The organism is Methanothermobacter sp. THM-1 (assembly GCF_009914355.1).
Lineage (GTDB): Archaea > Methanobacteriota > Methanobacteria > Methanobacteriales > Methanothermobacteraceae > Methanothermobacter > Methanothermobacter wolfei.
On sequence record NZ_CP044013.1, the window covers coordinates 1,654,518 to 1,674,503 of the forward strand.

Annotated in this window: 20 protein-coding genes and 1 pseudogene; 8 read left to right on the forward strand and 13 right to left on the reverse strand. The window is 47.9% G+C overall.

What is annotated here, in order from left to right:
- Positions 1-71 precede the first annotated feature (71 nt).
- Together purE and FZP57_RS08765 are read left to right on the forward strand one after the other, a co-directional pair.
- Positions 72-1,076 (forward strand): 5-(carboxyamino)imidazole ribonucleotide mutase, encoded by a 1,005-nt coding sequence (purE, locus tag FZP57_RS08760; RefSeq protein WP_074359612.1) that lies wholly within the window; start codon positions 72-74, stop codon positions 1,074-1,076.
- 22 nt (positions 1,077-1,098) lie between these two features.
- Positions 1,099-2,358, forward strand: coding sequence for a UbiD family decarboxylase (locus FZP57_RS08765; protein WP_074359837.1), 1,260 nt, complete (start codon positions 1,099-1,101; stop codon positions 2,356-2,358).
- A 157-nt stretch (positions 2,359-2,515) separates the two neighbouring features.
- Here FZP57_RS08765 and amrS read toward each other — a convergent pair whose 3' ends face one another.
- Genes amrS through FZP57_RS08785 form a run of 4 tightly spaced genes read right to left on the reverse strand, consistent with a single transcriptional unit; the run spans position 2,516 to position 5,325 of the window.
- A complete protein-coding gene (gene amrS / locus FZP57_RS08770; RefSeq protein WP_074359613.1) occupies positions 2,516-3,520 on the reverse strand; it encodes an AmmeMemoRadiSam system radical SAM enzyme in 1,005 nt (334 codons plus the stop codon).
- A complete protein-coding gene (thiL, locus tag FZP57_RS08775; RefSeq protein WP_191216275.1) occupies positions 3,517-4,509 on the reverse strand; it encodes a thiamine-phosphate kinase in 993 nt (330 codons plus the stop codon). Before thiL ends, amrS begins: the two co-directional genes overlap by 4 nt.
- 17 nt (positions 4,510-4,526) lie before the next feature.
- Positions 4,527-4,955 (reverse strand): sirohydrochlorin nickelochelatase, encoded by a 429-nt coding sequence (cfbA, locus tag FZP57_RS08780; protein ID WP_074359615.1) that lies wholly within the window; start codon positions 4,953-4,955, stop codon positions 4,527-4,529.
- Positions 4,927-5,325 (reverse strand): Zn-ribbon domain-containing OB-fold protein, encoded by a 399-nt coding sequence (locus FZP57_RS08785; RefSeq protein WP_074359616.1) that lies wholly within the window; start codon positions 5,323-5,325, stop codon positions 4,927-4,929. Before FZP57_RS08785 ends, cfbA begins: the two co-directional genes overlap by 29 nt.
- 275 nt (positions 5,326-5,600) lie before the next feature.
- Here FZP57_RS08785 and FZP57_RS08790 point away from each other — a divergent pair, with 275 nt between their 5' ends.
- Both FZP57_RS08790 and FZP57_RS08795 read left to right on the forward strand, forming a co-directional pair.
- Entirely contained in the window at positions 5,601-6,491 is an 891-nt protein-coding gene (locus FZP57_RS08790; protein ID WP_074359617.1) for a hypothetical protein, read from the forward strand.
- Between the two features lie 28 nt (positions 6,492-6,519).
- Positions 6,520-7,314 (forward strand): hypothetical protein, encoded by a 795-nt coding sequence (locus FZP57_RS08795; protein WP_191216276.1) that lies wholly within the window; start codon positions 6,520-6,522, stop codon positions 7,312-7,314.
- Between the two features lie 96 nt (positions 7,315-7,410).
- Here FZP57_RS08795 and FZP57_RS08800 read toward each other — a convergent pair whose 3' ends face one another.
- The 4 genes from FZP57_RS08800 to FZP57_RS08815 all read right to left on the reverse strand — a co-directional run bounded on the left by FZP57_RS08800 (position 7,411) and on the right by FZP57_RS08815 (position 11,121).
- Positions 7,411-8,742: a magnesium transporter gene (locus FZP57_RS08800; protein ID WP_191216277.1), complete on the reverse strand. Its 1,332-nt coding sequence runs from the start codon at positions 8,740-8,742 to the stop codon at positions 7,411-7,413.
- Positions 8,743-8,779: 37 nt separating this feature from the next.
- Complete coding sequence (locus FZP57_RS08805; protein ID WP_191216618.1) at positions 8,780-9,340, reverse strand: potassium channel family protein; 561 nt, start codon at positions 9,338-9,340, stop codon at positions 8,780-8,782.
- Between the two features lie 87 nt (positions 9,341-9,427).
- Positions 9,428-10,480, reverse strand: coding sequence for a precorrin-3B C(17)-methyltransferase (cobJ, locus tag FZP57_RS08810; RefSeq protein ID WP_191216278.1), 1,053 nt, complete (start codon positions 10,478-10,480; stop codon positions 9,428-9,430).
- A 140-nt stretch (positions 10,481-10,620) separates the two neighbouring features.
- Positions 10,621-11,121 (reverse strand): hypothetical protein, encoded by a 501-nt coding sequence (locus tag FZP57_RS08815; protein ID WP_074359622.1) that lies wholly within the window; start codon positions 11,119-11,121, stop codon positions 10,621-10,623.
- 129 nt (positions 11,122-11,250) lie between these two features.
- On the opposite strand from FZP57_RS08815, the gene FZP57_RS08820 reads away from it, so the two are divergent.
- Both FZP57_RS08820 and FZP57_RS08825 read left to right on the forward strand, forming a co-directional pair.
- Positions 11,251-12,696, forward strand: a complete 1,446-nt coding sequence (locus FZP57_RS08820; protein ID WP_074359838.1) for a DNA-directed DNA polymerase II small subunit — start codon at positions 11,251-11,253, stop codon at positions 12,694-12,696.
- 8 nt (positions 12,697-12,704) lie between these two features.
- On the forward strand, positions 12,705-13,268 hold the full coding sequence (locus FZP57_RS08825) for a class II aldolase/adducin family protein (RefSeq protein ID WP_084531297.1): 564 nt from the start codon (positions 12,705-12,707) through the stop codon (positions 13,266-13,268).
- A 53-nt stretch (positions 13,269-13,321) separates the two neighbouring features.
- Here FZP57_RS08825 and FZP57_RS08830 read toward each other — a convergent pair whose 3' ends face one another.
- The 3 genes from FZP57_RS08830 to FZP57_RS08840 all read right to left on the reverse strand — a co-directional run bounded on the left by FZP57_RS08830 (position 13,322) and on the right by FZP57_RS08840 (position 15,507).
- The gene (locus FZP57_RS08830; RefSeq protein WP_074359623.1) at positions 13,322-13,576 is read right to left on the reverse strand and encodes a UPF0147 family protein; all 255 of its coding nucleotides are present in this window, start codon (positions 13,574-13,576) and stop codon (positions 13,322-13,324) included.
- A 75-nt stretch (positions 13,577-13,651) separates the two neighbouring features.
- Complete coding sequence (locus tag FZP57_RS08835; protein WP_074359624.1) at positions 13,652-14,641, reverse strand: cobalt-precorrin 5A hydrolase; 990 nt, start codon at positions 14,639-14,641, stop codon at positions 13,652-13,654.
- Positions 14,638-15,507, reverse strand: coding sequence for a cobalamin biosynthesis protein (locus tag FZP57_RS08840; protein ID WP_238337905.1), 870 nt, complete (start codon positions 15,505-15,507; stop codon positions 14,638-14,640). Before FZP57_RS08840 ends, FZP57_RS08835 begins: the two co-directional genes overlap by 4 nt.
- Positions 15,508-15,698: 191 nt before the next feature.
- On the opposite strand from FZP57_RS08840, the gene FZP57_RS08845 reads away from it, so the two are divergent.
- Both FZP57_RS08845 and cdc6-1 read left to right on the forward strand, forming a co-directional pair.
- Positions 15,699-16,166, forward strand: a complete 468-nt coding sequence (locus FZP57_RS08845; protein WP_074359626.1) for a DUF2299 domain-containing protein — start codon at positions 15,699-15,701, stop codon at positions 16,164-16,166.
- Between the two features lie 974 nt (positions 16,167-17,140).
- The gene (gene cdc6-1 / locus FZP57_RS08850) at positions 17,141-18,289 is read left to right on the forward strand and encodes an ORC1-type DNA replication protein Cdc6-1 (protein ID WP_074359627.1); all 1,149 of its coding nucleotides are present in this window, start codon (positions 17,141-17,143) and stop codon (positions 18,287-18,289) included.
- Positions 18,290-18,328: 39 nt separating this feature from the next.
- Here cdc6-1 and pyrB read toward each other — a convergent pair.
- Together pyrB and FZP57_RS08860 are read right to left on the reverse strand one after the other, a co-directional pair.
- Positions 18,329-19,236 (reverse strand): annotated as a pseudogene (gene pyrB / locus FZP57_RS08855) (aspartate carbamoyltransferase).
- A 13-nt stretch (positions 19,237-19,249) separates the two neighbouring features.
- Positions 19,250-19,984 carry a tRNA (adenine-N1)-methyltransferase gene (locus FZP57_RS08860; protein ID WP_074359629.1) on the reverse strand — a complete coding sequence of 245 codons (735 nt, stop codon included), beginning with the start codon at positions 19,982-19,984 and terminating at the stop codon, positions 19,250-19,252.
- Positions 19,985-19,986 lie beyond the last annotated feature (2 nt).

A 19,986-nucleotide genomic window follows, 5' to 3' on the forward strand; every position in this document is an offset into this window, starting at 1 on the left:
AAGAGTCTTCCGAGGTATTAAATAGGAATCATGATAAACCTTTAAGCATAACTCTAAAGGTGAATCTTCAAATGAAACCCAGAGTAATGATACTCCTTGGAAGCGCATCAGACTTTAGGATTGCCGAGAAGGCAATGGAGATCTTTGAGGAACTCAAGATACCCTACGACCTGAGGGTTGCATCCGCCCACAGAACCCATGAAAAGGTCAAAGCGATTGTGACGGAATCCATAAGGGAGGGTGTGGAGGTATTCATAGGTATAGCGGGACTCTCAGCCCACCTTCCGGGTATGATCTCTGCAAACACCCACCGACCGGTAATAGGGGTCCCTGTGGATGTTAAACTTGGGGGTCTGGACGCCCTCTTTGCATGTTCACAGATGCCCTTCCCTGCCCCGGTGGCTACGGTGGGGGTTGACCGTGGAGAGAATGCGGCGATACTGGCAGCCCAGATAATAGGTATAGGGGACCCTGAAGTGCGTGAAAGGGTTTCAAAGCTGAGAATGGGATTCTATGAGAAGGTTAGAAGGGATGAGTGCCAGATCCTGAACAGCATGGAAGGCTCATACTACTCACCCCTCAAGATTCAGATACCTGAAATTGAGGATGACGATGATAAAGAGTGGGGTGAGGCCCCCATGGTATCGGTCATCCCCGGCAGTTACTCTGACATGAAGATCGCCAAGAAGACCACCATGTTCCTTGACAGGCTCGGCATAAGCTATGACCTTAACGTCATATCACCCATAAGGTATCCTGAAAGATTTGAAAGGTACCTTGAGAAGATGAGGGACGTCAGACTGTTCATAGCCATAAGCGGCCTCTCAGCGCATGTAACCGGAGCGGTTGTGGCACTCAGTGACAGGCCTGTTATAGGTGTCCCCTGCCCCCTCAAGATGAACGGGTGGGACTCCCTCCTCTCAATGGTCAACATGCCCCCCGGTGTTCCTGTTGGAACCGTGGGTATAGGTAACGGTGGCAACGCCGCCATACTGGCAGCTGAAATGCTGGGAATCTATGATGAAAAGATCGAATCCCGTATAAAGAGGATAAAGAGTCGTTCAGTTAAGTTCTGACGGTGATGGAATGAGAAACTTCATGGAAATACTCCCTGAGAAGCCCGTGATAATAAAGGATGAAGTCTCAACCAGGTTCGAGGCAGCCAGGATACTCAGGGAACACCCCCGGGACCTTGTAATACTTGAAAACATTAAGGAATCGGATATACCTGTAATATCAGGGCTCTGTAACACCCGGGAGAAGATAGCCCTCTCCCTCAACTGCAGGGTCAATGAGATAACCGGGAGGATAGTGGATGCAATGGAAAATCCGACCCCCCTGGGAAGGGCCAGGAGCCTTAAGGGTTACAGCTCAGGGGAGGCTGACCTTTCAAGGCTCCCTGTCCTGACACATTACAGGAAGGATGGTGGCCCATACATCACTGCCGGGGTTATATTCGCAAGGGACCCTGAAACAGGAACCCGCAACGCCTCAATACACAGGATGATGGTCATGGGGAAGGACCGTATGGCTGTCCGTATAGTGCCAAGACACCTCTACACATACCATCAGCGGGCTGAGGCCATGGGCAGGGACCTTGAGATAGCGGTTGCCATAGGCCTTGACCCCGCCACACTCCTTGCAACAACAACCTCAATACCCATAGATGCCGATGAGATGGAGGTTGCAAACACCTTCCATGATGGTGGGCTGCAGCTTGTAAAATGTGAGGGGGTTGAACTGGAGGTGCCCCCTGCAGAGATAATCCTTGAGGGCCGCATACTCAACGGGGTCCGGGAAAGGGAGGGGCCCTTCGTTGACCTGACGGACACCTACGATGTTGTGAGGAAGGAACCAGTCATCAGGGTTGAAAGGATGCATATCAGGGAAGATGCCATGTATCATGCCATCCTGCCTGCTGGTTTTGAGCACCGGCTCCTCCAGGGTTTACCCCAGGAGCCAAGGATCTACAGGGCAGTCCAGAACACGGTCCCCACAGTAAAGGATGTTGTGCTGACAGAGGGGGGTTGCTGCTGGCTTCACGCAGCTGTATCCATAAGGAAGCAGACCCAGGGTGATGGTAAGAATGTTATAATGGCTGCCCTTGCAGCCCACCCCTCCCTGAAGCACGTGGTGGTTGTTGATGATGACATCAACGTATTTGATCCTGAAGAGATAGAATACGCCATTGCAACCAGGGTTAAGGGTGATGATGACATAGTCGTGGTTCCAGGTGCCAGGGGCTCTTCCCTTGACCCTGCAGCCCTCCCTGACGGGACAACCACCAAAGTGGGTGTTGATGCAACAATACCCCTTGACAGGTCCAAGAAGTTCCAGAGGGTGAGCAGGTCAGAATAATCCATCCCTGAAGGATGAACTGCCTGCTTAAATTTTACTTTTTTCTGAAAGCCTGTAGAAGAGATCTATAAATCTATGATTAGAAGGTGCGTCCCCCAGTACATGAACTGCGTGTTCTGCTGGTTTTGAGATAAACCCGGTGGAGTTCAGGAATATCTTACATCATGATGTCTATTTTCATGCCGCACTCAGGACACTTCCCTGATCTGAGCCTGCTGGCATCAACCATGTAACCATCCCTCTTTATGAGGAGTTCCCCGCAGGACGGGCAGTAGGTATTCTCGGCATCGGTGCCCGGGAGGTTGCCGACGTACACATACTTCATACCGGCCTCCAGGGCCATTTCACGTGCCCTCATGAGGGTTGACGTCTCGGTTGGTGGGATGTCCTGCATCCTGTAATGGGGGAAGAACCTTGTGAAGTGCAGGGGGACATCAGCAGCAACCTCGGAAACCATGAAGTTTACAAGGGCCTCTATGTCATCATCCGAATCATTGTAGCCAGGGATCAGCAGATTGGTGACCTCAATATGGATCCCCATATCATGCATCCCCTTTATATTCTCCAGCACGGGTTCAAGCCGGGCATCGCAGAGCTCACGGTAGAACCTCTCTGACATCCCCTTGAGGTCGATGTTGGCAGCGTCAAGTAGAGGTCCTATGATGCTGAGGGCCTCCTCACTCATGTAGCCGTTGGTCACATAGACTGTTTTAAGGCCATGCTGCCTTGCAAGTTCAGCTGAATCCACGGTATACTCCAGCCACATTGTGGGTTCATTGTAGGTCCAGGCAATGGAGAGACAGTTACTGGCAGCTGCGGCCTCAACAGCCTCCTCAGGTGACATGTACCTGGTTGGCACGCTGTCTATTGCGGCCTGGGATATACTCCAGTTCTGACAGTACCTGCAGCGGAAGTTACAGCCGACCGTTCCAAGGGAGTATACGGGGCTTCCAGGATAAAAATGGAATAATGGCTTCTTCTCTACCGGATCCACGGCAGCCGATGATACCTCCCCGTAGGTCAGGGTGTATATCCTCTCACCATCACTTTCCCTTGTAAGGCAATACCCCCTCCCCCCATCAGGAATGAGGCATTTCCGGTTGCATACAAGGCACCTTAACCTTTCACCGCTCCTCTCATAGAGCATGGCTTCCCTTTTCATTGGACTCCCCCCTTTAAATGTTCATAACCCCTTACATCTAGAGTGTATGTTCTTCCATCCTTATCAATCATTTCAATTCCAGAGTCGGTGACCTCGCCTATGACATGAAGCCCTGTGATTCCCGAAAGTTCCTTCATCTCATCTGGCCCTGCAGTTATGACAAGTTCAAAGTCCTCCCCGTAGTAGAGGGCCAGTTCCATGGGGTCCCTGTTGATAATGGAGGCTATTTCAAAGACCTCCCTGGGCACCGGGATCTTCTCCTTAAATATCCTGAAACCCACCCTGCTGGAGTCCATGATCTCTCCAAGTTCACTTACAAGGCCATCGCTTATGTCTGTGACCGATGATGCAAGGCCTGACTCCGCTATCCTCAACGCATCCTCCACTGGTGCCAGGGGCTTCAGTGAACTTTCAACTGCAGCTTCATGGTTTTTAGCTGGTTTTTCACCCGATAAAATGAGCTCTGTTCCTGCAGCTCCAAGTCCCAGGGGGCCTGTTACCGCAACAAGGTCTCCTGTCCTTGCGCCTGACTTGAGGAGGACCCTGTCCTTCCTTACCCTGCCAGCAGCCATCCCTGAGAGTATGATTTCATCAGACTCGTTGGTGTCGCCTCCAATGAGGGGTGCCCTGTAATGGGTGCAGGCATCCATAACCCCATCGATGAGGGAGCTGAAGAAGTCCTCTTCAAGGTCAGGGAGTGCCATTGATAACATGAAGGCCTCAGGTTTCGAACCCATGGCCGCAAGGTCGCTCATGTTTGCTGTTACCGTTTTCCATCCCATCTCGTATGGCCTTGAGGGATCAGGGAAGTGCCTTGTCTCAAGAAGAAGATCGGAAGTTAAGACAAGGTATTCATCACCGATATCCAGGAGAGCTGCATCGTCTCCAAGTCCATGGAGTTCCGAATCAGGGAAGCTTGCCCTTGCCCTTTTTATTATCCATGAAACAAGTTTTTTTTCTCCAAGGGATGATATTCTGCCATGGGACATTTTAATCAAAAAGTAGATTAAAGGGCTGATTTAACCCTTTCCTTAACTATCTCAGCTATCCTTGGGTCGGCGCCGAGGGGTTCGGTGTAGATTATCTCACCATCGAATTCGAATTCCTCGTGTTCGTGCTCGTGGCTGTGATGGTGATGTTCATGGCCATCGTCAATTCCAAGGATGTGGGGTATGTCATGCTTTGTATGCACTCCATGGGCAAGGAAGACCGGTGTCACTATGATCTTTTCAACGCCCCTGGCTGCAAGTTCATTTATTGCCTCAGGTATCGATGGCTTTGATATGTTCATGAAGCCTACAGCAACCGGATGATCAGCTTCCTTTCTGTAGATGTCTGCTATGCCCTTTATGACCTCCTCCCCGTAGGGCAGACGGCTCCCATGTCCCACAAGGAGGACGCCGATTTTACCTTCTGGGTTTGAATTTGAATCCATAGGATATCACTCCATCCTCGCCTTCTTCCCTCACCCTTCTGAAGACCATTTCAACATCGTCACAGATCTCTATTGAGTCAGGGTCGCAGTCAACTATCTGGGTTGTTATCTTCGCACCCTCCTCAAGTTCAACTATCGCCACCACGTAGGGTGCTATGTCCTTGAACTCATCGGTGGGGGTGTTTATCACAGAGTAACTGTGGATTTTGCCCTTCCCGCTGAACTTCATGTCCTGCAACTTTCCCTTACGCCTGCACTCGGGACATATTATCCTGCTGGGAAAGAAAACGTTCCCGCACTGGAGACATTTTGAACCTGTGAGATTGTAGCGCTGGGGTATGTGGCGCCATGTCCTAACGGTTTCTGTCATCTTGCAACCTCCATGAGTATAATCATCCTTTCATTATCTATCCGGATTCATTATAATTAAATCATAGGGTGATCTAGTATTTAAACTGTGATATCCCCAAGGAGGTAATAAAGAACAGGACATGGTCCCCAAATGTTCAGGGTAATTTAAAGTCCCCTTTCTGTTTTTAAAGAAATCAGGGAGGTCCCCTGAACACCCAGAATTTTGATAATAATTTATGAAGTTTAGAGTAATATTTTTATGTCTGTAATAATAAATTCATCTATGGTGATACCATGGATGATTCTGGATACCTTATGGGCGGAGCCGCATTCCTCCTGATGATACCCCTGGTCATCATTGCCATGATGATGCTGGGTCTTGATGAGCACATGGCCAGCTGCACCGCCGAGGCAGCGGCTTCATCCTCTGTTAAAAGGGCTGCGGAGGATCTGAAGGACAATATCCCCATCATCACGAGGGAAGTCCTGAATGAAAGCGCATACAGGGTTATAAATGGTGATGAATGTCCCGATATCAGGGAAAACATACAGGAGAGACTCGATAGAATCTGCTCTGGCTACCTGAACCTCAATGCAAGCTGCACAGTGAATTCGGTTGAATCCTCCCCCGATGATCCCTTCCAGGTCGAAGTCAACGCCACCATAAGGATAAATGAGGGAAACACAGGACACCTGGAAAATGTCTCAGAAAGGGTCTCGGTTGAGGGACTCCCTGACCCCCTCCCCTTCAGGGTCCTCGGGAAACTCCAGCACAACAGCACAACAGTAGATTATGGTGATAAGCTAAGCAACCATCTTAACTCATGTGGAGTCAGGGGAGACCTCTACATAAACGCAACAGGACCCTTCATCATAAAGAGGTGCCCCTATGAACCCTATGACTGCCATGGACACGATGGAGTGCTCATAAACTGCCTACTCAACGGATACTACCATGAAAGCCATGATGGAGCCTGTTACCTCTGCAGACTCCAGGGAAGGGCTTCCTGTCCACACCCTGGTCTTGAAACATTCATAATACCAGGGGTTTGCGCCTCAAGTGGACCGGTGTCGGCTGACCATGTGCTCTTCACTGAGCCATATGAGGGGGATCCTGTTAACTGCTCGGGTTTCATCCTCTACCTCGACGGGGGCCATAAACTGAAGTACGGCCTTATCCCTTGAATCCTGACCTGATAAGGGGGTGTCTATAGTGCTATTTTCAACAGATTTTCTCCTATCTCTCATTATAGTCACCATTATCCTGGGTTTCTCTGCTGGGCTCATTGATGCAGAGGAATCGCGCCTTGCAGAGAGTTTCAGGGAGGATCACGTCAAAAAAAGGGCGGCTGATGGCGTCGAGGTCCTTATAAACAGTCCAGGGGATCCCCCGGGATGGGAAAACCTCCCGGCTGCCATGTGCAGGTCACCGGGTCTTGCTGTTCCAGGACGTCCGGGGGTTATCTCCTACCGGAAGTTCATGAAACTCAGCTCAAACCCTGAAATCATCGGGAGGGCCCTCCCAGGACTCAGGGTCAGCTTCACACTGAAGCCCCTTAACTGCAGCATCAGGGCAATTGAGGCAGGTGCAGCTCCCGGTGGAGGGGATACCGTTGTTGTGAGGAGGACCCTTAAATGTGACTTTCTCTCGGATTATGCCGTCAGGACAGGGACCGGCATCTGCCCCCATCAGCACAATGATACCTGGAAATGTGTTAATTTCAGGGTGAACTCCTCCAGTGATTATTATCTGATATCAGAGGTAGATGATGGTTCATTTATAGTGGATACAGCTGATAATATGAGCAGCAGTGAAATAAAACTTGTATCCAAGGCTGTGAAGCTGAATCTGACTGAGGGTTCCGTGGTCTGGTTGCATGTGAAGGGTCACGGGAGATTCATTATAATAGCGGTCCCTACTGGGAGCAGGGACTGTATGCTTCCTCTGGATTACTTTGAAGTGCATCCATGCGTCCTTGAGGTTAGGGCATCAAATGTACTGACATGAAAGTATATCCCAAAAAAACAACCCTAAAAAGACTTGATGGCAGGAAAGGCATCATTTCGCAGTCCCCATGAGAGGATCATCATGACCAATGCCAGATCAGAGTGCAAGGACAGCCATTATCGCAAATACAAGGCATGTGTTTGCAGCCGGATCTGTCATGCTGGTCGAAATAGGTATCACTATGTTATCAGGGTCAAGCTGTACCTTGTAGGATACCGAACTGAGATAGAAGCCGACCAGGAGAAGGAAGGGTGTTAAAATGTATCCTGCAAGTGAGCTGACAAGCACCATCCTTTCAAGGCCAAGGGATGGTATTCCCAGGGCTGCACTCACAAGATGCGCCAGAAGCCCTATGGTAGGGTATATGATAACAGACAGCACGGCTATGATTCCAAAGTTCTTTAGAGCCTCCCCACGTGGGCGAAGGCTGGCCGGTATGATACCGGAATGAAGTCCGGATGATAACCTTGCCCCCAGTATGCTTACAAGATCGCCACTTTCACCTGAAAAGAGGGGTACAAGGGCAAGAATAGATGGATTATCAAGTATAACGCCCAGACGACTGTTCAGAACTGTTCCGGCTGTTGTTCCAAGGGCTGAACAGATCAAAAGGACAGGAACGCTCTGCTGAACTATTTTTCTGAGGTTATATCCACCCTTCATCCCGATGACAACACCGGTGGCTCCCATGATAAGAAAGAGTATGAAGAGTATCCATTCAGCCACGCCATTCCTAACAATTTCAAGTACCGATATGGCGGCAAATATTGATGGAAGTGTGAAAAGGTCGCCTGATGCTGCAATGAGGGGTGTTGTAACATTGTCAGGGTCCCAGCCATTCTCGTAACTCTTGAGAGATATCAGGACTGTGGCAGGCAGAAGCATTGCCCCTGAAATTATTCCGCCAATAACAGATATAACCGTGAAATCAACCACACCCATACTTTTAAAGCCGAAAATCTGGCAGAATATCCATGCCATGAACCCAAGAAAAATGGACATGACGATTGTCAGTATAATTGTGGCTTCAATGTTTTCGCTGAGAACACCTGACTTTTTCATCTCCGGTGAAAGTGTACCTATATGAAGCCCTGACCCGAGGCGTGAGCCAAGAGCCCCGAAGATGTTACCACGCATGCCTATAGCTCCGGGTATAAGGACAAGGAGCCCTGGATATGACTCAAGCATGGGGGACATCTTACCAAGGAATATGCCTGCAAAAAGGTCTCCGATGGCGCATATAAAAAGTGCCACGAAACTCTCGCCAATAATCCTCTTTGACCCTGCAAAGAACCCGCCAAGACTTTTAAATAAATTAAAGGCCTTTATCAAGCCCCTTGAAAGGAGTAGCGAAAGTGTCACGGTGAATGTTAGCAGGCCCTGAAGTGTTCTTCGAGTCATCCTCATTAACTTTCCTGCTATCTTCATGAATATCACCTGCTAACATTCCAATCATCTCTAAGGTTTATATGGTGCAACCAATGTCCTCAAGGGTCATCTCATTCTTTGCAAGGGCAAAAAGAAGCTCGGCTCCGGCCTCGTTCCCCTTGGCAATCAGAGTGTCGTTCTCCGCAAGTACTGTGTTCCTGTCAGGCCCGTATATCCAGGATTCTCCCCTTCTAATGGCTATTACCCTCATACCAGTTCTCGTTGCCAGTAAAAGATCTCCAAGTGATTTCCCTGCGAGTTCAGAGCCCTCCCTGATGGTTACCCTGACTATTATCTCATCTGACTCCTCCATCACCATCTTGAAAACAGGGTGTGGCTCTATTCCCCTTAGAACAAGGTCAGCTATGTCCTTGGCGGAGTTTGCAATGTTCTCTGCTGCTTCACCCACTTCAAGGAGGGCTGTGAGCTTCTCAGCATCCTCAACAGATCTTGCAGCCAGAAGTGATTCCTTCTTGATCTCATAGTTGAGTCTGTCAACCTTGTTTTCAAGTTTTATGACTTCCTCTGCAGCGTCCCTGCTGTTAAAAAGCAGTGCCGAGTATGCGAGGTCCACCATCAGCTCGGAAAGGTTCTTCATCTCAATGAGAATATCCTTAACACTTTTAGACAACTTTCATCCTCCTGGGTTGGTGGTCTAGTGTTTGATTGGTGGACCATAAATACCTTACTTCATGCCCATGAGGCACTCCCTTCGAAGTTTAAGCAGTTCCTTCTTCCGCTTCAAGAGGTCCTCAGGGTCAGATACCTCAAGACGCCTCTTTATGCATTCAACGGCCTCATCGGTGTGTATCCATTCACAGTTCTGGCAGCTCCAAACATTCTTATCCCTTATCCAGTAACCTCCGGTGGAGCCCTCACCGCATGGATAGAATGGACAGTAGCAGAATGCACAGTTCTGACCCTCAAAGTGGCATGGATAGAATTCACATTCCGTGTCAGGACCTGAAGCCTTTCCATTGGGGTTTTCCCTGTAAAATTCAGCTGCAAGTTCGTGGAGGGGTGCCTTCACAGCATAGCCCCTCGGTGTTATCATCTGCCCGTCCCGGACATAGCTCGTCCTGTTACCTATTATGATGGTGGTTGACATGTCAACCATTGACTCGTCAAGATCAGAGATGGTGACTATACTGGTTTCTGCCCTGCCATCCTCTGTTCTGACTATCCCTACAGGTGTTTCAGGCCTCAACTTTGACCTCAGTATCCCCAGGGCCTCCCTGAATGGTTTCTTTCTCTTCTTTCCGGTGGGGTTGTAAAGTGCTATTATCATCCCCGCCTCTGCAGCCGCCTCCAGCTTCCTTTTTATCTCAGATAGGGGTGTGAGGATGTCGCTCAGGCTTATAACGGCAAAGTCATGGAGGGGTGCTCCGAGCTGTGCAGCTGAGTAGTTAACGGCAGTGACGCCGGGTATGACCTCAAATTCTATTCCTGAATACCTGTCAAAGATCTGGAAGAACACGTTGGCCATTCCATAAACACCAGGATCCCCTGAGCTTATAAGGGCTACGCTGTGACCCTGAAGGTGCTTTTTTATTGCAAGTTCAACCCTCTCTACTTCATCCCCCATCCCGCTCTTTATGACCTCCTTGCCCTCAAGGAGATCCTCTATCTGCCTTATGTATTTTACATAGCCTATCACAACGTCAGCGTCCTCTATAGCTCTGAGGGCCCTGAGCGTGATATCGTCACGTGTGGGTCCAATTCCAATTATCCTTATCATGCATTCACCTTTTGAGGGGTCTGGGGCTTTAAGGGTTTACAGGTCCCTAAAGCATTTTATAATCCTTTTCAGGCTCCAGTATATCCTTGTAACCGAAACGGCTAAGCTCGCCGATAACGCCGAACAAAGCTTTTCAGGCTCTAGTATATCCTTGTAACCGAAAGTATCCTTATGGTGTTTACATCCACCCATACACCGGAGGACCTTGTCTCAGCCCTTGCTGCTGCAGTCACCGTGAACTGTTCCGTTGCCCTGATGACTATCTGGCCCGTGCCCCCTGTCTGGTTCTCACGGTAACCGGTTGCCGTGATGTTTATCTCAATATTCTCAAGGCCCGTGTCATGGGTTGTTGTGGCATTAAGGGACCTTATATTTATGCCGTCAAGCTTTGTCTTCGCCTTCAGGGCGTCGGCAACATCGGCGTTGTTTATTATCTTAACCTCCTCAGGGCCTCCCGTGATTGTGGAGGTTAAATTTTTACCTGAATCCAGCAGAGAGGACACCGTGTCTATCTGCATTTCAATCAGCTTTTCTATGTCCGGCGGCTTGGATGTTACCAGGGTGTATGAACTTATAAGCCCGGCTTCAAAGAACGCCAGGAACATAATCAGGAACAGGAAGAATTTAATGATCCTTGGCAATGCATCACCTTTTTTTCTCTCTATATTAAAGGTCACTTTGATAAAAAATATATGAACCCAGTAAAATATTTTACTCTAATCCATTTAATGTTTAAGGGGAAAAATCCTGTAAAGAGTAGAATGGTTGAAATGAATGAAATAATAGCCAAATTTGCAAGGGAAGGAATACTCATAGAAGACGAGGCATATCTGCGGTTAAAGGAAATGGATGACCCCATGACCGCATCATCAGAGCTCATAGTCAGTATAAGGAAAGAGGGCGGTAAATTCACTATTCTCACATCAGAAGTCCTTGATGATTTCTTTGAAATAGAGAACCCCCATGAAATAAAGGCAGGCGGGCCTGTTAAGGATGATTTTAAGAGGGAATTCGACTTCAGGGTCATCCAGGATACCAGTAACAAGTCCTACACCAGCGGTGAAATCCAAGACATGGTATCATACTTCAGCAGCAGATTCACGAAGTTGAAAAACCTCCTCTCAAAAAGGCCTGAGCTCAGGTCACACGTTCCGATTGCTGACCTGAGAAGTGGAGGGGACGTTGTAAGTATCATTGGAATTGTAAATGATCTGCGCAGTACAAAGAACAATCATAAAATGATCGAGCTCGAAGATGACACCGGTGAGATCACCGTCATCGTACACAACGAGAACCATGAACTATTCGAGAAGTCTGAGAAACTTGTCAGGGATGAGGTCATAGGAGTGCATGGTGTTAAGAAGGGCCGTTTAGTTGTTGCATCAGACATATTCCACCCGGGGGTTCCAAGGATACAGGAGAAGGAGATGAAATTCTCAGCGGTCTTCATATCAGATGTCCATATAGGAAGCCAGACCTTCCTGGAGGACTCATTCAGACGCTTTGTAAGGTGGCTGAACGGTGATGAGGGCAGTGAGGAACAGAGGGAGGTGGCCGCCGATGTCAAGTACCTTGTGGTTGCAGGGGACATTGTGGACGGTATAGGCATCTACCCTGGACAGGAAAGGGAACTCCTGATAAAGGATATAACAGAGCAGTACGAGGAGGCTGCAAGGCTCTTTGGGGATATACAGAGGGATATAAAGATAATCATGATACCCGGTAACCACGATGCCTCAAGGATCGCTGAGCCCCAGCCAGCCATCCCAGAGGAGTATGCAAAGTCCCTCTACAGCTTAAAGAACGTTGAATTTCTGAGCAACCCTTCCCTTGTAAGCCTTGATGGTTTAAAGACCCTCATATACCATGGAAGGAGCTTCGATGACATGGCCATGAGCATAAACGGCCTCTCCCACGACAAGTCCCACCTTATAATGGAGGAACTCCTGGAGAAGAGGCATCTTGCACCAATATACGGTGAGAGGACTCCCCTTGCATCTGAGATAGAGGATCACCTTGTCATTGATGATGTACCGGATATACTGCACACTGGACATGTTCATATCAACGCCTACAAGAAGTACAGGGGTGTTCACCTGATAAATTCAGGGACATTCCAGGCCCAGACAGAGTTCCAGAAGATCTACAACATAGTCCCCACCTGTGGCCAGGTCCCGGTACTGCATCGCGGCGCCCTGAAGGTATTTGAATTCTAGGTGATGGTATGAACGTTATGAGGAAGGTTGTTGAGGTTTCAGGATACATCTACAGGACGGGGCTTGTATCAGGTATAGGTGGAAATGTAAGCGCAAGGCAGGGTGATGAGGTAATCATAACACCGACAATGGTCCCCCTGGGTGATGTGTCACTCAGGAACCTTGTTATCGTTGACCTTGACGGCAGGGTGCTGCGGGGTAAAGGACCCTCCTCTGAACTGGAACTCCACCTTGAAATCTACAGGAGACGACCGGATATTGGTGGCATAGTCCACACCCATTCACCATGTGCAAGGGCCTTCTCGATGGCTGGTGTGAGGATCATGAAGATGGAAGGCTTCAGGGACCTTGGAACCGGTCATATACCCATGGTCCCCTACCATCCTCCAGGGAGCACTGAACTGGCAGAGGCGTGTGCTGAGGGGATGCTGAAGGAGAAGGCTGTGGTCCTGGAAAACCATGGAACAGTGTGTGGAGGCAGCGACCTTGATGAAGCCCTCCTCCTTGCAGAGTTCGTTGAGGAATCGGCGAGGACACAGTTCATTGCATCAATGCTTGGAATGGAAAAATAGATTGAGGTGTGTCCACTTAATGATTCACAGGCAGAATAAATAGATTTAATGGATCAATCCCTGATGGATTCAAGTTCACTGAGTATCTCCCATACCAGTGTCCTTGCATGTATCGGTATGTTGGGGTCGTTGCTTATCTCATCAAGTATGGATATGACAGTACTCGCCCTTACGGTGCTGTCCTCATCCTCATTGTTTAGAATCTCCTTTGATTCTTCAGCGGCTCTCCTGATGTTCCTTGGAACACTGTTATCTTCCATTATATGTTTTAAAATTTCAGAAACGCGATTGAATGTTTCGTTACTCATTTTGAATCCTCCCTGTTATGGTCCTTAAAAAAAACCTGATAATGTTTATATCCAATATGGTTTATATAATCCGGGTTAAAAAGTTTTTGGTATCCGGGATACCGCAAGGGCAAGGGCGACTCCAGAGGACGCTGTCTTTCTTACTATGAGCCTTGAACCTGGCCCTGCACTTTTAAGCGCTGCTGATTCACACACGCTTCCAACACCAAACTTTGAGTTAACAAAGTCTGAAAATGACACGGTTTCCTGGTCTTTAAGTTCATCAAGGGGTATGAATTCAAGGGGAACCCCTAGTATGGATGCTGCCCTGATTATCCCCTCTTCATTCCTTTTCATCTCACCGGTTGCAATGGCGTCGATACGCTGGACCGGGATACCAGTCCTCTTCATTGTCCCATGGATGAACTCAAGTATCGTGTCTGACATAACACCCCTCCTTGTCCCTATGCCAAGGGAAACCTTTAAGGGTCTGAGTATCATTGTCTTACCATTGCACGTTGCTCTGATGTTTTCATCACCGCCCTTCCTGTAGGTGTAGGTCCCTGCTGCGTCCCCATCAATGAGGGGTTTAACATCCCTTGATGATAAAAGTTCAACGGTGTGCCCCCTGATGATTGATGAGTTGAAGTGCTTGAGAAGTCCAGGGTCACTTATCTGGTAGAAGTACCTTGCTGCAAGGGTGTCGATTCCAATGAGGCCGTTAACATCCGTTGATGTTGTTATAACTGGGTTTGCACCGATTAGCCCTGCAATTTTCAGGGCGAAATCGTTTGCTCCGCCTGCATGTCCTGATAGAAGGCTTATCACGTTTCTACCGGCCTCGTCAATGACGATTACTCCAGGATCATGGAGCTTGCCCCTGATGAGCGGTGCTATTTTCCTTACCATTATACCGGTGGCCATTATTCCTATGATCATCTGGCTCTCCCTGAAAACATCCTCAAGGTCCATGTCCCTGTGTATCAGCCTCACAGAGAACACTGTGGGGTCCTCCAGGAGCTTCTCCTTTATCCGCTCTGCAAGTTTCAGGGCCCTGTCCGTGAGGGTCATTATGGTCACGTTCATTGAATCACCCATATGATCCCGGTTACAAGGAGGAGGAAGATTGCAACTGTAACTGAACTGAGCTTAACAGCTTCATATATCTTCCGGGACCCGAGACTATCCAGAGGATCGCCAAGGACGTAAACATCAGGTTTTTCCAGCTGAACAGAGAGTGCTCCTGCAGCAGCAGCCATTGTGAAACCTGAATTTGGGCTTGGTGTTCTCCTTGCATCCCTCATAATGGTTTTGATTGATTTTCGCCAGTTCATGCCAAGGATGATGGCTGCGGGTATTATGAGCACGCCTGTGAGCCTTGATGGTATGTAGTTCAGGGCGTCGTCAAGTTTCGCAGGGAACCAGCCTATATACCTGCAGTAATGGTCCATGTATCCAACCATGGCATCAAGGGTGTTGACTGTGCGGTAGAGAAATGCGCCTGGCAGTCCCAGGAGGATGAAGTAGAAGAGGGGGGCTGTCACAGAATCTGTCAGGTTCTCGGTGAGGGTTTCAATCGCCGCTGATGCTATCTGTTCCTCTGTAAGGGATGATGTGTCCCTGCTGACAAGGAATGAGAGTTTTTCCCTTGCAACATCGGGGCTGCTTTCAAGGGCGCCTTTTATTTCAAGGGCAGATGCCATGAGAAACCTGATTGATATGACGGTTGAAAGAAGGAACCCTGATACAATAAACCATACTATCCCTTCAAGGTAGAATGTCAGAATGAGGGGTGCTGTGAAAACCGAAGCAACGGTGAAGGTAAGTAAAAATCCTGAGATACGTGTATTTCCAAGTTCACCCCTTAATATATCAATCAGATTACCCATATGGACCACAGGGTGTATCCTTACAGGGATTTCACCTATCAGAATGTCCAGCAGGACTGCCATCAGTATAACCGGGATCTGATCCATGGTAGAGAGTTTCAGTCAGGGGCCATATATAGATACCAGTCATGGAAGGCTGTATAAAAGCATTGAAGGGGGAGCTCAACAAGGACCCGTTGGATACTGTCTCAGCTGTAATAATTTCGGTTTAGTATATATTCCTCCGGTACAGACATTAATATGGGAGTGGTTTTATGTCACAGAAGATGATCAGAAAATGGCTTGAAGAGGAAGGAATCTTCAGGATGGAAGTTCCAGATGAGAACGCAAACTTTCACTATGTGGTTAACTATCCGGAGGATCATGTCATTGATGTGCTTCAGCCTGCAGGAAAAAGGGATATGGTTCTGATTGCCTGCGCCACCAGCGTGAGCCCTGAACACCAGGCAGGCATACGGGACATGAGCATGGTTAAAAGGACTGAGTTCCTATGGGATATTCGATTTGCAATTAACCGTTTTGGGGTTGATTTTCAGCTTGATCACCCTGAAAATGTCCTTAACGGTTACCTTGTGACCGATGAGATATTCTTTGACGGCCTCACAAAGGACAGGTTGATTTCAACTATAAAAAAGGTTTTCAGGGCAAAGCTACATGTTATGTGGATGATACAGGAAAGGTTCGGTGATGAGAAAAGGGAACATGACAGCATGTATGTTTAGGCTGAACCCTTCATCCACTATATTTTCCGGTTTTGGAGATGCATTTCATCTGTAAATCCACATTTTTATTCTATTTGCCAAAAACATGAGATGTATTCTGTGAACACTTGACAATTTAGAGTTCCTGAAGAATACTTCACCTTCAAGTCCCTGCTACCGTAACCGGTGACCTGACAGGGACATTGATTTCAACTGTAAAGTCATATACTCCCTGAACCTCCATCCGGGAGAGGTCAATTTCAAGTGTAAACCATGGAGTTCATGGTACACCCTGGATGGGAGAGGTCAATTTCAAGTGTAAAAGTGTTCATTCATGGCAGCTTCTTGAGTTAGAGAGGTCAATTTCAAGTGTAACTCCGTATTAATTTCCCATTTTAAATGCATAAAAACACGTTGGGATCAGGGGTGGGCCCTGACACCTCAGGTATGGATGCTTCAGGACTTCACAAAACTTACACTGGATACACTTGAAATTAACGTATTTTATTTACAAAAATTATTACATTAATACTTACACTTGAAATGGATGTCTCTCTCGAAGCCCTAAAGAACAAAATTCTATTACACTTGAAATGGATGTCTCCCTCCACCCCTTCACTAATGGAATTTCAGTACACTTGAAACTGATGCCCCACCGACAATAGGTAGGGACAGAATGAAATTTTACACTTGAAATGGACCACCCTTTCATCGATGGCAGGACCCGAACGTATCATTTACACTTGAAAAACATGTCTCACAGACCATCCATCATACTGCTGACACACATAAATAATAAAAACTTTTATCTAATAGATTCAATAAGAAAATTTACACTTGAAACCTATCACCTGACCCCAGAGAATACTGTGGTGGGAAGGGCACTGCAACCTATAGGACTTCCCAGATGAACATGATCAGCTGTTCATGCTGGGGTTAACCTGAAGGTGGCTACAGCAGTTTTCTTGCAAATAAATATCATTAGAAGGGATACTATGAATATTTTTGATGAAATTGGGGACAAAGAATCTGTTTTTAAGGATAAAAAGTTTCTGGATCACAGGTTCCTACCTGATAGACTACCTCATAGGGAGGAACAGATAAGGTCCATAGCAAAGTACTGGGTCGAGGCCCTCAATGGAGTAACACCACCCGACGTAACAATATACGGTAAGACCGGGACAGGGAAAACTGCGGTGGCTAAATTTGCCATGAAACAGCTCAAGGAGGCCTCAAGGGACTGTGATGTTAATATAAGGACAGAGTACATAAGGTGCACAGATTACACAACAGAGTATCAGGTTATAGCCAGGCTGTGCCAGCAACTCGGTCGTGATGTCCCCTACCGTGGCTGGACAAAGGCTGAAATTGTTAACACCTTCAGGAACATGTTCAAGAAAAACGCCTTTGGCCAGGACATGATACTCATGGTTGTACTTGACGAGATTGACATACTCCTCAGAAACGATGGCGACGGCCTTCTATACACGCTGACCAGGACTGATAATGTCTCGATACTGTCAATAAGTAACTATGTTGAATTCAAGAAATTCATAAAGCCAAGGGTCAGGAGCAGTCTAAGGGACAGGGAAATAGTATTCCCACCATACGGAGCCCAGCAACTTGTCGATATCCTTGAAGAAAGATCCAAACTATCCTTCAAGGAAGGAGCCCTTGATGATGATGTTATTCCACTCTGCGCTGCCCTGGCTGCGAAGGAGGAGGGTGATGCAAGGTACGCCCTTGACCTTCTCAGAACAGCTGGAGAAATTGCAGATGAAAGGGAATCCGAAATCGTCCAGGGAGACTTTGTAAGGGAGGCCAAGGATTACATAGAGCACAACAAGATCACGGACATAGTACTCACACTTCCAAGCCAGCAGCAGAGGGTCCTTGAAGCAATACTGTACCTGACAAAGAGGAAGGAAGAGATAACTTCAGGAAGACTCTACGAGGTCTACAAGGACATATCGAAGGGGGATTCCGTTTCATACAGGAGAATATTCGACTTCATAAATGAGCTTGAAATGCTGGGCCTCATATCAACAAACACGGTGTCAAGGGGTAGAGGAAAGGGCAGGACAAATATAATAAATCTTCAGTGCGACACGTCTCTTCTTGAGGATTCTCTCTGGGGTGTGTGATGGAAAGATAAGGATTGCAGAGAGGGGTAACGCATTCATTCAGTTCTTTATCAGCATCTTCAGGAGGGCCATCCTGACTGGAACACTATAAAAAGCCTGCCTGAAGTACATGGCCTGGGGAAGCGAATCAACATCAGGTGATATCTCATCAACCCTTGGCAGCGGATGCATCACGATGAGGTCCCTCTCCTCAACCATTGGCTTGTCTATACGGTAGGCGCCCCTTATTCTTGAATACTCCTCAGGGTCAGGGAAACGTTCCCTCTGTATCCTTGTAACGTACAGGACATCAACGTCATCTATAACATCCTCAAGTTTTTCAGTTTCATTAACCTCAAGCCCTCCCCCTGAAGGTCATGTATGATGTCATCGGGCATCCTTAACTCGGGGGGTGATACAAAACTCATTGCAGCACCAAAGGCTGCAAGGGCATAGGCAAGGGAGTGGACAGTCCTTCCATACTTGAGGTCACCCACAAGGGCCACCCTCAGGTCGCTTATGCTTCCGAAGAACCTGTTCATGGTGTAAAGGTCCAGGAGGGTCTGGGTTGGATGCTGACCGGAACCATCCCCTGCATTTATAACCGGGACATCAACGGTGTCATAAACATAGCGGGCAGCCCCCTCAAGGTTATGTCTTATTACAATGGCGTCCGAGTAACCTGCAAGCATCCTGGCGGTGTCGGCAAGACTCTCACCCTTAGCTGCAGATATGGCCCCTGTATCTGCAAAACCAACAACATCACCACCAAGCCGTTTCATGGCAGTTTCAAATGACAGCCTTGTCCTTGTTGAAGGCTCATAGAACATCATCCCAAGCATTTTCCCTGAGAGAATATCTGATGATTCCATTCCAGCCGCGATTGGTTCCATCTTCTCTGCTTCTCTGAGGATGACCTCAATGTCCTTTCTGCTGAAATCCTTTATTGAAATCACATTTTCAAACATTCACAGTCCCCTCCTAGATCATCTTTCTCATAAAGGTGAGGTAACCTGTATGTCCAACCATCCTTGTCCTTGGCCTTGTCCCCTGTTTCCTAACTTCAATTTCACGTTCAATTGTTTCAAAGGTCCTTATATCACCAAAACCCGCCTTTGAACCGATTCTATGGATAAGTTTCACCTGTTCAATGTAGGGGTTGTAGAAAACCGCCCACCCACCCCTGAGGAGGGATTCATGGACATCCTCCATTATCTCCCATGGCTTTGGAAGGTCCAGGAAGACAAGGTCAAGGTCCTCCTCATCCATACCATCCTTTATGTCCCTGTTTTTCAGCTCTATGTTCCTGAAGCCAAAGTTCCTGATGTTCCTCTCCGCGACCTCCGCAAAGTCCTCGCGGACCTCATAGGTTGTAACATGCCCTGATTCCCCCACAAGATTTGCGAGGTACATTGCAACTGTACCCGCCCCGGTACCCGCATCCAGGGCCCTTGAACCCTTTGGGAGTCCGGTGTAAGCGGATATGAGTCCAAGGTCCTTTGGCAGGAGTATTGAACACTTCCTTTCCATGAGTTCAAAGTAATCTGAGAGGTTTGGTTTGAGTACAAGGACCTTCCTTCCAAGGTGTGTTTCAATCACCTGACCCGGCTGGCTCTCCTCTATAACCTCTGGGCTGATTATTCCAACGTCAGACTCAAAACCGGAGCCCGGCTTTATAAGATATCTTTTACCCCTTTCATCCATCAGTAAATGCAATA